Source organism: Pseudomonas sp. B19(2017), assembly GCF_002113165.1.
Taxonomy (GTDB): domain Bacteria; phylum Pseudomonadota; class Gammaproteobacteria; order Pseudomonadales; family Pseudomonadaceae; genus Aquipseudomonas.
The window spans coordinates 51,487-65,037 of the sequence record NZ_NEJR01000019.1 but is presented as its reverse complement, the minus strand read 5'-3'; the positions used below and the strand labels follow the sequence as shown (position 1 = coordinate 65,037).

The following is a 13,551-nucleotide window of genomic DNA, read 5'->3' as shown; positions in this document are numbered from 1 at the left end:
TAAGGCCACCTTCGGGTGGCCTTTTTTATGGCTTGTCCCGAGCGTGGGCGGCCAATCGTTCCAGTGCTGCGCGCAGCTTGGGGTCGGTGATGCCCTCGGCGGTATCGCGCAGGCTCTCGGCTGCGTTGTTGGACAGCTCTGCTGCATGGCCACCACGCTTGGCTGGCACCAGCGGGGGCTGGACCTTGTACAGGATGCGCCTGAGGTTGGCGAATGCCTCCATGCCCTGTAACGCCGACATCAGGCGTTTTTGCTGATAGCGCAGGCGGGTCGCCCAGTGGCCGTCGGTTACCACCAGCAACAAGGTGCCATCGCGCCACGACGCCACATGACAGTGCTCGCGGGCGGCCGGTTGCAGCTGGCTTTCCAGCAGGCGCTGCAGGTGCTCCAGGCGTTCGGCCTGGTTCAGCAGCAGGCGCAGCGGGCGGACCTGGCGGAGCAGGGCCGAGGGCGGCTGGGCGGGGGAGGGTTTGTAGGCCATGGGGGTACGCATGAGGTTACATGGTCCGCAGTCTAACACCTCTATGGCCTGAACCGGCCTCTTCGCGGGCTTGCCCGCTCCCACAGGATCACCACAGACCTCAAGTGTTGTGTAATGCCTGTGGGAGCGGGCAAGCCCGCGAAGAGGCCGGTACAGGCAATACAAGCCAAGAGTCATTCTCGACACCTTTCATCTTGGCGAACCTTGAACTCAGGGAAAATGCCCCTATCTAAAACCGGCCCCCGCCAAAACGCTGTACAAGCATCGTGGCAATCCACCACTTTCCTCACCATCGTTTCCGGGTAGAATGCTCGTTCGCATGCGGCCTCAGGGCTGCACGGGCGACTCATGGGGCCGCCCTCCATCCCTACGTGTGGAAGATCCTGCCGATATGTTTGCGCCTTTGTTAAAGAAACTTTTTGGAAGCAAGAACGAGCGTGAAGTCAAACGCATGCTCAAGACGGTGAACATCGTCAATGCTCTCGAAGAGAAGATGGTGGCCCTCTCCGACGAGCAACTGCGGGGCAAGACCGCAGAGTTCAAGGAGCGCCTGGCCAAAGGCGAGACACTGGACCAATTGCTGCCTGAAGCCTTCGCCGTGGCCCGCGAGGCCGGCAAGCGCGTGATGGGCATGCGCCACTTCGACGTGCAGCTGATCGGTGGCATGACCCTGCACGAGGGCATGATCGCAGAAATGCGTACCGGTGAAGGCAAGACCTTGGTCGGTACCCTGGCCGTGTACCTCAACGCACTGTCCGGCAAGGGCGTGCACGTGGTCACCGTCAACGACTACCTGGCCCGCCGTGACGCCAACTGGATGCGCCCGCTGTACGAGTTCCTCGGCCTGTCGGTCGGCATCGTCTCGGCCTTCCAGCCGCCGGAAGAAAAGCGCGCCGCCTACGCGTCCGACATCACCTACGGCACCAACAACGAATTCGGCTTCGACTACCTGCGCGACAACATGGCGTTCAGCCAGGAAGAGAAGTTCCAGCGTGAACTGAACTTCGCCGTGATCGACGAAGTCGACTCCATCCTCATCGACGAAGCGCGTACCCCGCTGATCATTTCCGGCCAGGCCGAGGACAGCTCCAAGCTGTACATCGAGATCAACCGCCTGATTCCGCGCCTGACGCAGCACATCGAGGAAGTGGAAGGCCAGGTCACCCAGGAAGGCCACTTCACGATCGACGAGAAGAGCCGCCAGGTCGAACTGAACGAAGCCGGTCACCAGTACATCGAGGAAATGCTCACCCAGTCCGGGCTGCTGGCCGAGGGCGAGAGCCTGTACTCGGCGCATAACCTGAGCCTGCTGACCCACGTCTACGCCGGCCTGCGTGCGCACAAGCTGTTCCACCGCAACGTCGAGTACATCATCCAGGACGGCCAGGTCCTGCTGATCGACGAACACACCGGCCGTACCATGCCCGGCCGTCGCCTGTCCGAAGGCCTGCACCAGGCCATCGAAGCGAAAGAAAACCTGAATATCCAGGCCGAGAGCCAGACCCTGGCTTCGACTACCTTCCAGAACTACTTCCGCCTGTACACCAAGCTGTCCGGCATGACCGGTACCGCCGACACCGAAGCGTTCGAGTTCCAGTCCATCTACGGGCTCAACGTGATGGTCATCCCGCCGAACAAGCCGTTGGCGCGTAAAGACTTCAACGACCTGGTGTACCTGACCGCCGACGAGAAGTACGCCGCGATCATCGCCGACATCAAGGAAAGCATGACCCAGGGCCGCCCGGTGCTGGTAGGTACGGCGACCATCGAAACGTCCGAGCACATGTCCAACCTCCTGAAGAAGGAAGGTATCGACCACAAGGTGCTCAATGCCAAGTACCACGAGAAGGAAGCCGAGATCATCGCGCAAGCCGGTGCACCAGGTGCCCTGACCATCGCTACCAACATGGCCGGCCGTGGTACCGACATCCTGCTGGGTGGCAACTGGGAAGCCGAAGTGGCCGCCCTGGAAAACCCGACCGCCGAGCAGATCGCCCAGATCAAGGCCGACTGGCAGAAGCGTCACCAGCAAGTGATCGAGTCGGGTGGCCTGCACGTGATCGCCTCCGAGCGCCACGAATCGCGCCGTATCGATAACCAGCTGCGTGGCCGTTCCGGCCGTCAGGGTGACCCGGGCTCCAGCCGCTTCTACCTGTCGCTGGAAGACAGCCTGATGCGCATCTTCGCCTCTGACCGGGTGAAGAACTTCATGAAGGCACTGGGCATGCAGTCGGGCGAAGCCATCGAGCACCGCATGGTCACCAACGCCATCGAGAAGGCCCAGCGCAAGGTCGAAGGCCGCAACTTCGACATCCGCAAGCAGCTGCTGGAATACGACGACGTGGCCAACGAGCAGCGCAAGGTGATCTACCACATGCGCAACAGCCTGTTGGCCGCCGAGAACATTGGCGACACCATCGTCGAATTCCGCAAGGAAGTACTGGACGCTACCATCAGCCAGCACATTCCGCCGCAGTCGCTGCCCGAGCAGTGGGACGTGGCCGGCCTGGAGGCTTCGCTGGCCAGCGATTTCGCCATGAAGCTGCCGATCCAGCAGTGGCTCGACGAGGACGATCACCTCTACGAAGAGACCCTGCGCGAGAAGCTGCTGAACGAAATCACCAACGCGTACACCGAGAAGGAAGACCAGGCCGGTATCGAGGCCCTGCGTACCTTCGAGAAGCAGATTCTGCTGCGCGTGCTGGACGACCTGTGGAAAGACCACCTGTCGACCATGGACCACCTGCGTCACGGTATTCACCTGCGCGGTTATGCGCAGAAGAACCCGAAACAGGAGTACAAGCGCGAATCCTTCAGCCTGTTCCAGGAGCTGCTCGAGTCGATCAAGCGCGACACCATTCGTGTGCTGTCGCACGTTCAGGTACGCCGCGAAGACCCGGCCGAAGAGGAAGCCCGCTTGCGCCGCGAGGCCGAGGAACTGGCCAGCCGCATGCAGTTCCAGCACGCCGCTGCTCCGGGGCTGGAAAGCGAACAACTGAGCGAGGAGGGCGCCGAAGTGGCTGTCGCCTCGGCACCGGTGCGCAACGACCAGAAGCTGGGTCGCAACGAGCCGTGCTGGTGTGGTTCGGGCAAGAAGTTCAAGCATTGCCACGGGCAGATCGAGTGATCTGACCAGGCTGTTGTAACCTGAAACATCCGGGGCCGCTTTGCGGCCCATTCGCGGCACAAGGCCGCTCCTACAGGGACCGCGCCCGCCACAATGGTTGCGATGTCCTTGTAGGAGCGGCCTTGTGCCGCGAATGGGGCGCGAAGCGGCCCCGCTCTTCCATCACCTGTTCACCGTATTTTCTAGGAGCGCTCTAATGGCTGTTGGTCTTGGTCCTTTGCCCACCCTGCACCCGGTTCCGGGTTTTGAACTCGGCATCGCTTCTGCCGGCATCAAGCGCCCAGGGCGCAAGGATGTGGTGGTCATGCGCTGTGCCGAAGGCTCCAGCGTGGCTGGCGTGTTCACCCTCAACGCCTTCTGCGCAGCGCCGGTGATCCTGTCCAAGCAGCGTGTACAGGGCACCGTGCGCTACCTGCTGACCAACACCGGTAACGCCAACGCCGGCACCGGCGCGCCAGGCCTGGCCGCCGCCGAGCGTACCTGTGCCAAGCTGGCCGAACTGGCTGGCGTACCGGCCGAGTCGGTACTGCCATTCTCCACTGGCGTAATCGGCGAGCCGCTGCCGGTAGAAAAGATTGAAGGCGCATTGCAGGCCGCCCTCGACAACCTGTCGGAAAACCACTGGGCCGAGGCCGCCACCGGCATCATGACCACCGACACCCTGCCAAAGGGTGCCAGCCGCCAGTTCCAGCACGATGGCGTGACCGTTACCGTCACCGGCATCAGCAAGGGTGCAGGCATGATCCGCCCGAACATGGCCACCATGCTCGGCTACATCGCCACCGACGCCAAGGTGGCACCAGCGGTGCTCAAGGACCTGATGCTGGACGGCGCCAACAAGTCGTTCAATCGCATCACCATCGATGGCGACACCTCGACCAACGACTGCTGCATGCTGATCGCTACCGGCAAGGCCAACCTGCCGGAAGTCACCGAAGCCAGCGGCGCACTGTTCGAAGCGTTGAAGAAGGCGGTGTTCGAAGTGTGCATGGAAGTGGCCCAGGCCATCGTCCGTGACGGCGAAGGCGCTACCAAGTTCGTTACCGTGCAGGTCAACGGCGGTGGCAACCACCAGGAGTGCCTGGACGTCGGCTATGCCGTGGCCCACTCGCCGCTGATCAAGACAGCACTGTTCGCCTCCGACCCGAACTGGGGCCGTATCCTCGCCGCCGTCGGCCGTGCCGGCGTGCCGGAGCTGGATGTGAGCCTGATCGATGTGTACCTGGACAACGTGTGCATTGCCAGCAAAGGCGGCCGCAGCCCGAGCTACACCGAAGACCAGGGCGCCAAGGTAATGGCCCAGGAAGAGATCACCATCCGCATCGAACTGGGCCGTGGCCAGTGCAGCGAAACCATCTGGACCACCGACCTGTCCCACGAGTACGTGAAGATCAACGCCGAGTACCGTACCTGATTCAAATGGGGCCGCTTTGCGGCCCTTTCGCGACACAAGGCCGCTCCTACAAGCGCTCGCGATCTCCTGTAGGAGCGGCCTTGCGTCGCGATGGGCTGCAAAGCAGCCCCAAAATTCCCAAACCGATGGAGCCGAACCATGAGCTATCACCTGATCATCGGCGACAAGCTGTATTCCTCCTGGTCGCTGCGCGGCGCCCTGGCCCTAGAACTGGCTGGCGTGCCTTACGAAGAAACACTGATCAAACTCAACCAGCCTGACACCCGTCAGCGCATCCTCGCTTTCTCCGCAACCGGCAAGGTACCGCTGCTCAAGACCGAGCACGGTGTGATCGCCGACTCGCTGGCCATTGCCGAATACCTCAACGAACGCCACCCCGAGGCCCAGCTATGGCCTGCCGACGTGGCAGCCCGGGCCCAGGCCCGTTCGGCCTGCGCGCAGATGCACAGCGGCTTCTTCGCCCTGCGCGGCGCCATGCCGTTCGACCTGTCGCGCGACCAGGCGCTGGACAGCGTGCCGCTGGAGGTACAAATCGATATCGACCGTATCGTTGCACTGTGGTCCGAATGCCGGCTGGTGGCCAAGGACAGCGGCCCGTTCCTGTTCGGCAAGCCGAGCCTGGCCGATGCCTTCTTCGCTCCGGTGGCGGTGCGCCTGCGCACCTACCGCGTGGAAGTGCCTGCCGAGGCGGCGGCCTATATCGAAACCATTTACCAGTGGGCGGCCTTCCAGGCCTGGCAGCAGGCTGGCCTGGCGGAGCGTGAAGGGTGAAACGGATTCATGTGGTAGCCGCCGTCATTCGTGGTACTGACGGCCGGATTCTGATTGCCCGCCGTGCCGATACCCAGCACCAGGGTGGCCTGTGGGAATTCCCGGGCGGCAAGGTGGAAGCGGGTGAAAGCGTCGAGGCGGCGTTGGCCCGGGAACTGCGCGAGGAGCTGGGCATCGAGGTGAGCCGTTCGCGTGCGTTGATCAAGGTCAGCCACGACTACCCGGACAAGCAGGTACTGCTGGACGTGCGCGAAGTCGAGGCGTTCACCGGTGAGCCGCATGGCGCCGAGGGCCAGCCGCTGGAATGGGTTGCCCCACGTGATTTGCCCCAGTACGCGTTCCCCGAGGCCAACAAACCGATCGTTGCGGCTGCGCGCCTGCCGGACCAGTACCTGATCACACCCGATGGCCTGGAAGTGCCGCAGATGCTCAAGGGCATTCAGAAGGCGGTGGCCAGCGGCATTCGCCTGATTCAGCTGCGAGCCCCGGACATGTACGACCCCAAGTACCGCGACGTGGCGGTGGATGCGGTCGGGTTGTGCGCGGGCAAGGCGCAGTTGATGCTCAAGGGGCCGCTGGAGTGGCTGGGTGATTTCCCTGCCGCGGGTTGGCACCTGACGGCTGCACAACTGCGCAAATATGCCGCCAACGGCCGGCCGTTCCCCAAGGAACGCTGGCTGGCGGCGTCCTGCCACAGTGCCGAAGAGCTGGCGCTGGCGGAGCAGATGGGCGTGGATTTCGTCACCTTGTCGCCGGTGCAGGCAACCCAGACTCATCCCGAGGCGGTGCCGTTGGGGTGGGATGAGGCGCAGCGGTTGATTGCCGGTTTCAACAAGCCGGTCTATCTGCTGGGTGGGGTAGGGCCGGGTGAGCGTGAGCAGGCCTGGGAAGCGGGGGCACAGGGGGTTGCCGGGATTCGGGCGTTCTGGCCTGAGATTTGAGTTGCCTGTTTTTGGGGCCGCTTTGCGGCCCATCGCGACACAAGGCCGCTCCTACAAAGGAATCGCGTAATCCTGAATGAATCGCGAACCCCCTGTAGGAGCGGCCTTGTGTCGCGACGGGCTGCAAGGCAGCCCCAGAAATATCAGCCTTTTGGTTTCTCGGCAGGCTGCCACAAAACCTCAGCCACCCCCTGCCGCCGCCCGATGATCCGCGCCGCCACGAACAGCAGGTCGGATAACCGGTTGATATACGCCAACCCAACCCCCGCCAACGGCTCCAGCGCATTCAGTTGTTGGCACCGCCGCTCTGCACTGCGCGCCAGGCTCCGGCACACATGCGCCTGCGCCACTAACGCCGAGCCACTGGGCAAGATGAAGTTCTTCAACGGCCCCAGCTCTTCGTTCCACACATCGATCGCCGCCTCCAGACGTTCCACTTCCGCCAGGTTCAACGCCTGATAACTGGGCATCGCCAGCTCACCGCCCAGGTCGAACAAGCGGTGCTGACAGGGCGCCAATACCGCACTCACTTCATCCAGCCCCTGTTCGGCCAGCCCCGCCAGTAGCAAGCCTAACTGGCTGTTCAGGCTGTCCACCTCGCCAATCGCCTCGATCCGTGGGTGGTCCTTGGGAACCCGGCGCCCGTCGCCCAGGCCGGTTTCGCCCTTGTCGCCAGTGCGGGTGTAGATCTTCGACAGGCGGTAGCCCATGTCACTTCTCCGTTTTCGCCGGCGCCGCCGTTGTCGGCTGGCCGAGGGGCAGGCGCAGGGTAAAGCAGGTGCCCTGGCCGGGCGTGGACTGCACTTCCATCTGCCCCTTGTGGTTGTTGGTGATGATGAAGTACGAGACCGACAGGCCCAGCCCGGTGCCCTGGCCGATTTCCTTGGTGGTGAAGAACGGCTCGAAGGTGCGCTTGCGCACTCCTTCGGGCATGCCGATGCCGTTGTCCTCGACCTGGATTTCTGCCCATGGCGGGTTCAGGCGGGTACGCAGGGTGATGCGCCCGGGCTCGCTCGGCTGTGGCCGCTGGTGGATGGCCTGGGCGGCGTTTTTCAGCAGGTTGAGCAGCACCTGCTCCAGCTCGTTGGCGGTGCACGGTACCGGCCCCAGTTCGGGGTCGAACTGGCGCACGATGGCCTGGCCCTTGAAGTCGAAGCCGATGGCCAGGTCGAAGTCGTTGCTGGCGATCTCCAGCGCCTGGTCGATCAGTGCCGGCAGGTCGCACGGCGCCAGCTGGCGGTTGCTGCGGCGGCTGAAGCTGAGCATGTGGGTGACGATTTTCGCCGCCCGGGCACCGGCCTGCTGGATGCCGTCGAGCAATTGCGGCACTTCGCGGCTTTCCAGATAGCGGTTGACCATGGGCAGGTCGATGCCCAGTTCTTCGGCCTGTTCCAGGTTGCGCGGCAGCTCGGGTGACAGCCGCCGGCGGATGTTCTGCACGTTATGCAGGATCGCTCCCAGCGGGTTGTTGATCTCGTGGGCCATGCCGGCCGCCAGGCCACCGACCGAAAGCATCTTCTCCGATTGCACCATCATTTCTTCCAGCGACAGGCGTTGGGTGATGTCGTCGATGCGGATGACCACGCCACGGCCGCCGCCACCGGTCAGCGGGTAGAAGGTCAGGGCATAGTGGCGCAGGTCGTCGCCCTTGGGCCAGGTGACCCGCTCGATCTTGGCAACGCGGTGTTTCTCCACGGTTTCCTTCAGTTGCGGCAGGAACGGCTTGAGCGGTTCGAAGGCGATGAAGATCGGCTGGTTCAGCGCTTCGTCCAGTGGCGTGCCGGAAAGCACCGTGGCTTCGTGGTTCCACTGGGTCACGTAGAGCTGTTCGTCGAGGGCGATCAGCGCCGAGGGCATCGAGTCGATGATGCTGTTGAGGTAGTTCTGGAAGCCGGTGAGCTTTTTCTCGATCTTGCTGCGCACCTGCACTTCCAGCTCCAGCTTGCGGTTGGTGTGGCGGGTTTCCTCGGCCAGGCCCTGGGCTTGGTCATAGGCCTCCTGAAACTCGTCGCGGGTGCGCTTGAGCTGCTGTTCGCGGGCTTCGATACGCGAGAGCATGGTATTGAACGCTTCGGCCAGGCTGCCGATTTCATCGTCGTTGCCGCGCTGCGCACGCAGGGCATAGCTCTCTTCGCGGGTGACCTGGCGGCTGAGCTCTTCGAGCTGGTTGATCGGCTGGGTGATCAGGCGTTTGATCTGCCGGGCGATGACGATCCACAGCAGGATGCTGAACACCAGGATGCCCAGGCTGGCGCTGAGGGTACCGGTGTAGAAAGCCGTGGGCAGTTCGCTGCTGGCCACCAGCAGCAGGTGCGCTGGCGGGTTGGCGTCACGTGGCATGCGGATCAGCTGGGTGCTGCGAAACTCCATCAGGCGCCAGCCGTCGATGTCGCGAAAACGCTTGGGCAGGGCCAGTGGTTCGCCGTGCTGCAACTGCGCCAGGATGCGGCCATCGCCACCGTAGACGGCGGCGGCGCGCAGCGGTGTGTAGCTGTCCAGTTCCTTGAGCAGGGCGCTGGCGGTGTCCGGCGCATCGCCGGCGCGTGCCGCCAGCTGCGGGTTGGCCACCAGCCGGCCGATTGTCTGCAGCGCCTGCGGTGCCATGCTTTCCTGAGTGATCCAGTAGGCGGCGCTGATGAAGGTGAGGTTGGCCACCAGCAGGATGGTCACCAGCAGTACCAGCAGGGCCGCCAGCAGCTTCTGCCCGACCGGGAGGTTTTCCAGGCGTTGGCGCAAGGTCATGGGCAAGGCAATGTCCGTATCCGGTTGTAAGGGCCGCGTCAGTCGCAGGGTAAACCACGCACGCGCAGGTTATCGACCAGGCGCTGCAGCAGGTGTTCCAGCTGCGGCAGCTGCAGGCCATGACGGCCAGCGGCGCGACAGGCGTGGCCAAGCAGGTAGTGCACCTCGGTGCGCCGGCCCGCGCGTACATCCTGGTACATGGAAGAGTAGTTGGCCGCGGTGGCAAGGATCACCCGCTGCACTTCTTCGTCCAGCCCGTCTGCCGCTTGCGGCTGGCCGCAGCGGCGCAGCAGGTGGGCCAGTTCGGCGCACAGGGCGTCCACTTCGCCCAGGTGCCCCAGCAGCCCGCCGTTCTGGCAGTCGTGCAGCACGGTCAGCGGGTTGATGGCGCAATTGAGCGCCAGCTTGCGCCACAGACGGGTGAGGATATCCACCGTCCACTCGGCGGGGATGCCGGCCTGGTGCAGGTCATCGAACCAGGCCGGGGTCGTCGGGTTGCGTGGGTCGCCCAACCAATTGAAACCGTGGCCGGCAAAGCGTACCTGCCAGTCACCCTCGCGGAACGCCCCTTCGGTACTGGAGGCGAAAATGCAGCGTGCGCACGGCACCAGGTCGGCGACCTCGTCCTGGCTACCGAGGCCGTTCTGCAACAGCAGCACCTCGGCGCCCTCGACCAGACGCGGTGCCACGCCGGCGATAGCCGGGGCGGCGTCGTAAGCCTTGCAGGCCACCAGCAGGCGATGGATCGGGCCGGGTGCCTGCGCGGTTTCGGCGGGGATGGCGTAGTGGCTGGGCTGGTCCTGTTCGACCAGGGTCAGGCCGCCGGCCTGCTGGTAGGCCTGCAGCCGCTGCCCGTCACGCAGGATCAGGCGCACTGCCTTGCCTGCGCGCGCCAGGCGGCAAGCCCACAGGCTGCCCAGGCTACCGGCGCCGAGAATATGCCAGGTGCTGCTCATATGCGTTTCGCAACCCGTTATAATGAGCCCGCATTTTAACCGTCAAACCCAGCGCGCTCCATCTTCAGCCTGAGCGCGCTTTTATTTTGGGAGAACAACCATGCCTTCGTTCGACGTGGTATCGGAACTGGACAAGCACGAAGTGCAGAACGCGGTCGACAACGCCATCAAGGACCTGGACCGCCGCTACGACCTCAAGGGCAAGGGCACCTTCGAGTTCAAGGACAAAGAGCAGACCGTGATGCTCACCGCCGAGGAAGAGTTCCAGCTCGAAGCGATGCTGGAAATCCTGCGCCTGGCGCTGGTCAAGCGCAAGATCGACGTGAAGTGCCTGGAAACCAAGGACCCGTACGCCTCGGGCAAGGAAAAGAAACAGGAAGCCAAGTTCCGCGAAGGCATCGACAAGGACCTGGCGAAGAAGATCGTCGCCACCATCAAGGATGCCAAGCTGAAAGTGCAGGCCGCGATCCAGGGCGAGCAGGTACGCGTAACCGGTAAAAAGCGTGACGACCTGCAGGAAGCCATCGCCCTGCTGCGTACCAAGGAATTCGACATGCCGCTGCAGTTCAACAACTTCCGCGACTGATCGCAGGGTTGTCCGGAACCCCGATAGCGTAATGATGTCCATGGGGGCCAAGGCCGCCGAACCGACGGCGGCTTGCTATACGTGTACATGCCGTTCGGCATCAGGAGATGAATATGGATTTGAACGCTGAAGTCGATCAGCTGGTCCGCCAATCGCAGACCTGGGTCCCCTTGATCATGGAATACGGCAGCCGCCTGCTGCTGGCACTGCTGACCTTGGCGATTGGCTGGTGGCTTACCAACGTGGTCAGTGATCGACTCGCCAGGCTGGTGGGTTTGCGCGTACAGGACCCCGCACTGCAGGGCTTCATCCGCACCCTGGCCAACATAATCCTCAAGGTCATGCTGGCGATCAGCGTTGCCTCGATGATCGGCATCGAGACCACTTCGTTCGTGGCTGCGATTGGTGGTGCCACGTTGGCCATCGGTCTGGCGTTGCAGGGCAGCCTGGCAAACTTTGCCGGTGGTGTGCTGATCCTGCTGTTCCGCCCGTTCCGCATCGGTGACTGGATCGAGGCACAAGGCGTGGCCGGCACCGTCGACAGCATCCAGATTTTCCACACCGTGTTGCGTACCGGTGACAACAAGACCGTGATCATGCCCAACGGCAGCCTGTCCAACGGCATCATCACCAACACCAACCGCCAGCCTACGCGCAAGGTGGTGTTCGACGTGGGCGTGGACTACGAGGCCGACCTGCAGAAGGCCCGCAATGTGCTGCTGGAGCTGGCGCAGGACCCACGGGTGCTGCCCGACCCGGCGCCGCAGGCCGTGGTCGCGACGCTGGGCGACAGCTCGATCACCGTGTCGTTGCGCTTGTGGACCAAGACTGCCGATTACTGGGATGTGATGTTCATGCTCAACGAGCATGCACGTGACCGGTTGAAGGCCGAAGGGATCGACATTCCGTTCCCGCAGCGGGTGATTCGCGTGGTGCAGGAGACTGCAGCGCAGTAATACGGCACAAAGCCGGGGCCGCTACGCGCCCCATCGCCGGCAAGCCAGCTCCCACAGGGTCATCGCAGTCCTCAGGCCTGTGTTGTACCTGTGGGAGCTGGCTTGCCGGCGATGGGGCGCGCAGCGGCCCCGGCTTTTTTACACTTGTTCACAGCAATACCCCGCCATTTCTGGCATATAGCCTGACCCCACCTGCCACACCCGATACGCCATCATGAAACCACTGCTGTACATCACCCCCCTGCGCGCCTTGCTGTTCGGTCTGACCCTGGCCCTGTTCGAGCTGATTACCTACCTGGCCAGCGATGCCGTCATGCCGGCCATGCCGGTGGTTGTCGGCGACCTGAACGCCAGCCCCGAATACATTCCTCACGCCCTCAACCTGTACCTGCTGGGGGGCGTGGTGCTGCAATGGCTGATCGGCCCGCTGGCCGACCGCTATGGCCGGCGCCCGTTGCTGCTGACGGGCTGCGCGTTCTTCGGCCTGGCCTGCCTGGCCACCTTCTGGGTTCACGACATCGGTCTGTTCAATTTGCTGCGGCTGCTGCAGGGCATCGGCCTGGGGTTTGTGGTCACGGTCAGCTACCCGGCCCTGAACGAAGCCTTCAGTGAAGCGGATGCCGTGCGCATGATGGCCCTGCTGGCCAATATCGCCTTGCTCTCGCCATTGCTCGGGCCGTTGGTGGGCACCTTGCTGCTGCAGTGGCTGGACTGGCGCTGGCTGTTCGTGGCCTTCGCCATCGGCGCAGTGCTGGCCTGGCTGCTGCTGTACCGGCTGATGCCGGAAACGCTTGGCGTGGAGCGCCGTGACGGCTCGCGCCTGGCGTTCACGCCGATCCACCTGCTGCCGCTGCTGGCCGGCTACGGCCAGTTGCTGGCCAACCGCCGCTTTGTCGCTGGCAGCGCGGCGCTGGGCCTGGTCGGCCTGCCACTGATTGGCTGGATCGGCCTGTCACCGGTACTGCTGATCCACGATGAGGGGCTGAGCACCATGGCATACGCCTTGTGGCAGTTGCCGGTGTTTGGCGGGCTGATCCTTGGCAACCTGATCATCAACCGCATCGCCGACCGCTATCCACTGCCGGCGCTGGTGCGTGGTGCATTGTGGCCATACCTGGCCGGCCTGTGCCTGATGGTGCTGGCGACCTGGTACTGGCCGAGCGTGACCAGTGTGGTGGCGGGCATGTCGCTGTACGCGCTGGGGTTGGGCGTGGCCAACGCGGTGCTGTATCGCATGACGCTGTTCGCCAGCGAGCAGAGCAAAGGCCTGGTCTCGGCCATGCTGGGGATGATCACCATTGCTTTGCTGGGGTTGGGCGGGGCGCTGCTGGCGATGATCGGTGCCGGGGCCAGCTTGCTGCACTTTGCCCTGGCGGCGGGTGTGGCGGGGGCCTTGGCGTTGTGGCCGCTGTGGCTTGTGGTGGGTGGACGAGCCGACGCTGTTACCCAGTAATCTTCATTGCCTGAACCGGGCTCTTCGCGGGCTTGCCCGCTCCCACAGGGACTGCACAGCTCTCAAGGGCAGTGCTTTACCTGTGGGAGCGGGCAAGCCCGCGAAGAGGCCGGTTCAGGCAATA

The 13,551-nt window shown here is 63.6% G+C and carries 11 protein-coding genes; 7 read left to right on the top strand and 4 right to left on the bottom strand.

Annotated elements, in window-relative coordinates:
* Positions 1 to 25 precede the first annotated feature (25 nt).
* Entirely contained in the window at positions 26 to 481 is a 456-nt protein-coding gene (locus CAF70_RS21810; RefSeq protein WP_085626518.1) for a DUF721 domain-containing protein, read from the bottom strand.
* A gap of 391 nt (positions 482 to 872) precedes the next feature.
* Between CAF70_RS21810 and secA the strand changes: the two genes are divergently transcribed.
* From secA to CAF70_RS21785, 4 genes are all read left to right on the top strand, one after another.
* The gene (secA, locus tag CAF70_RS21800; RefSeq protein WP_085626520.1) at positions 873 to 3,608 is read left to right on the top strand and encodes a preprotein translocase subunit SecA; all 2,736 of its coding nucleotides are present in this window, start codon (positions 873 to 875) and stop codon (positions 3,606 to 3,608) included.
* 196 nt (positions 3,609 to 3,804) lie between these two features.
* Positions 3,805 to 5,022, top strand: coding sequence for a bifunctional glutamate N-acetyltransferase/amino-acid acetyltransferase ArgJ (gene argJ, locus CAF70_RS21795; protein WP_085626521.1), 1,218 nt, complete (start codon positions 3,805 to 3,807; stop codon positions 5,020 to 5,022).
* Between the two features lie 138 nt (positions 5,023 to 5,160).
* Entirely contained in the window at positions 5,161 to 5,793 is a 633-nt protein-coding gene (locus CAF70_RS21790; RefSeq protein WP_085626522.1) for a glutathione S-transferase family protein, read from the top strand.
* Positions 5,790 to 6,734, top strand: coding sequence for a Nudix family hydrolase (locus CAF70_RS21785; RefSeq protein WP_085626523.1), 945 nt, complete (start codon positions 5,790 to 5,792; stop codon positions 6,732 to 6,734). The genes CAF70_RS21790 and CAF70_RS21785 overlap by 4 nt, the downstream gene beginning before the upstream one ends.
* Positions 6,735 to 6,877: 143 nt before the next feature.
* Here CAF70_RS21785 and CAF70_RS21780 read toward each other — a convergent pair whose 3' ends face one another.
* The 3 genes from CAF70_RS21780 to CAF70_RS21770 are packed head-to-tail and all read right to left on the bottom strand — an operon-like array spanning position 6,878 to position 10,432.
* A complete protein-coding gene (locus tag CAF70_RS21780; protein WP_085626524.1) occupies positions 6,878 to 7,444 on the bottom strand; it encodes a cob(I)yrinic acid a,c-diamide adenosyltransferase in 567 nt (188 codons plus the stop codon).
* Between the two features lies 1 nt (position 7,445).
* Entirely contained in the window at positions 7,446 to 9,476 is a 2,031-nt protein-coding gene (locus CAF70_RS21775) for an ATP-binding protein (protein ID WP_085626525.1), read from the bottom strand.
* A gap of 38 nt (positions 9,477 to 9,514) precedes the next feature.
* A complete protein-coding gene (locus tag CAF70_RS21770; protein ID WP_085626526.1) occupies positions 9,515 to 10,432 on the bottom strand; it encodes a putative 2-dehydropantoate 2-reductase in 918 nt (305 codons plus the stop codon).
* 100 nt (positions 10,433 to 10,532) lie between these two features.
* Here CAF70_RS21770 and CAF70_RS21765 point away from each other — a divergent pair, with 100 nt between their 5' ends.
* The 3 genes from CAF70_RS21765 to CAF70_RS21755 all read left to right on the top strand — a co-directional run bounded on the left by CAF70_RS21765 (position 10,533) and on the right by CAF70_RS21755 (position 13,427).
* Positions 10,533 to 11,018, top strand: a complete 486-nt coding sequence (locus tag CAF70_RS21765; RefSeq protein ID WP_013974099.1) for a YajQ family cyclic di-GMP-binding protein — start codon at positions 10,533 to 10,535, stop codon at positions 11,016 to 11,018.
* A 113-nt stretch (positions 11,019 to 11,131) separates the two neighbouring features.
* A complete protein-coding gene (locus tag CAF70_RS21760) occupies positions 11,132 to 11,974 on the top strand; it encodes a mechanosensitive ion channel family protein (RefSeq protein ID WP_046616540.1) in 843 nt (280 codons plus the stop codon).
* Between the two features lie 214 nt (positions 11,975 to 12,188).
* Positions 12,189 to 13,427 carry an MFS transporter gene (locus CAF70_RS21755; RefSeq protein ID WP_085626527.1) on the top strand — a complete coding sequence of 413 codons (1,239 nt, stop codon included), beginning with the start codon at positions 12,189 to 12,191 and terminating at the stop codon, positions 13,425 to 13,427.
* The last annotated feature ends 124 nt before the right edge of the window (positions 13,428 to 13,551 follow it).

What these genes read in the sequence shown, in the direction of transcription:
- CAF70_RS21810 (WP_085626518.1), bottom strand. Translation starts at nt 481, where the DNA reads ATGGCCTACAAACCCTCCCCCGCCCAGCCGCCCTCGGCCCTGCTCCGC.
- CAF70_RS21765 (WP_013974099.1), top strand. Translation starts at nt 10,533, where the DNA reads ATGCCTTCGTTCGACGTGGTATCGGAACTGGACAAGCACGAAGTGCAG.
- CAF70_RS21775 (WP_085626525.1), bottom strand. Translation starts at nt 9,476, where the DNA reads ATGACCTTGCGCCAACGCCTGGAAAACCTCCCGGTCGGGCAGAAGCTG.
- CAF70_RS21790 (WP_085626522.1), top strand. Translation starts at nt 5,161, where the DNA reads ATGAGCTATCACCTGATCATCGGCGACAAGCTGTATTCCTCCTGGTCG.
- CAF70_RS21770 (WP_085626526.1), bottom strand. Translation starts at nt 10,432, where the DNA reads ATGAGCAGCACCTGGCATATTCTCGGCGCCGGTAGCCTGGGCAGCCTG.
- CAF70_RS21760 (WP_046616540.1), top strand. Translation starts at nt 11,132, where the DNA reads ATGGATTTGAACGCTGAAGTCGATCAGCTGGTCCGCCAATCGCAGACC.
- argJ (WP_085626521.1), top strand. Translation starts at nt 3,805, where the DNA reads ATGGCTGTTGGTCTTGGTCCTTTGCCCACCCTGCACCCGGTTCCGGGT.
- secA (WP_085626520.1), top strand. Translation starts at nt 873, where the DNA reads ATGTTTGCGCCTTTGTTAAAGAAACTTTTTGGAAGCAAGAACGAGCGT.
- CAF70_RS21755 (WP_085626527.1), top strand. Translation starts at nt 12,189, where the DNA reads ATGAAACCACTGCTGTACATCACCCCCCTGCGCGCCTTGCTGTTCGGT.
- CAF70_RS21780 (WP_085626524.1), bottom strand. Translation starts at nt 7,444, where the DNA reads ATGGGCTACCGCCTGTCGAAGATCTACACCCGCACTGGCGACAAGGGC.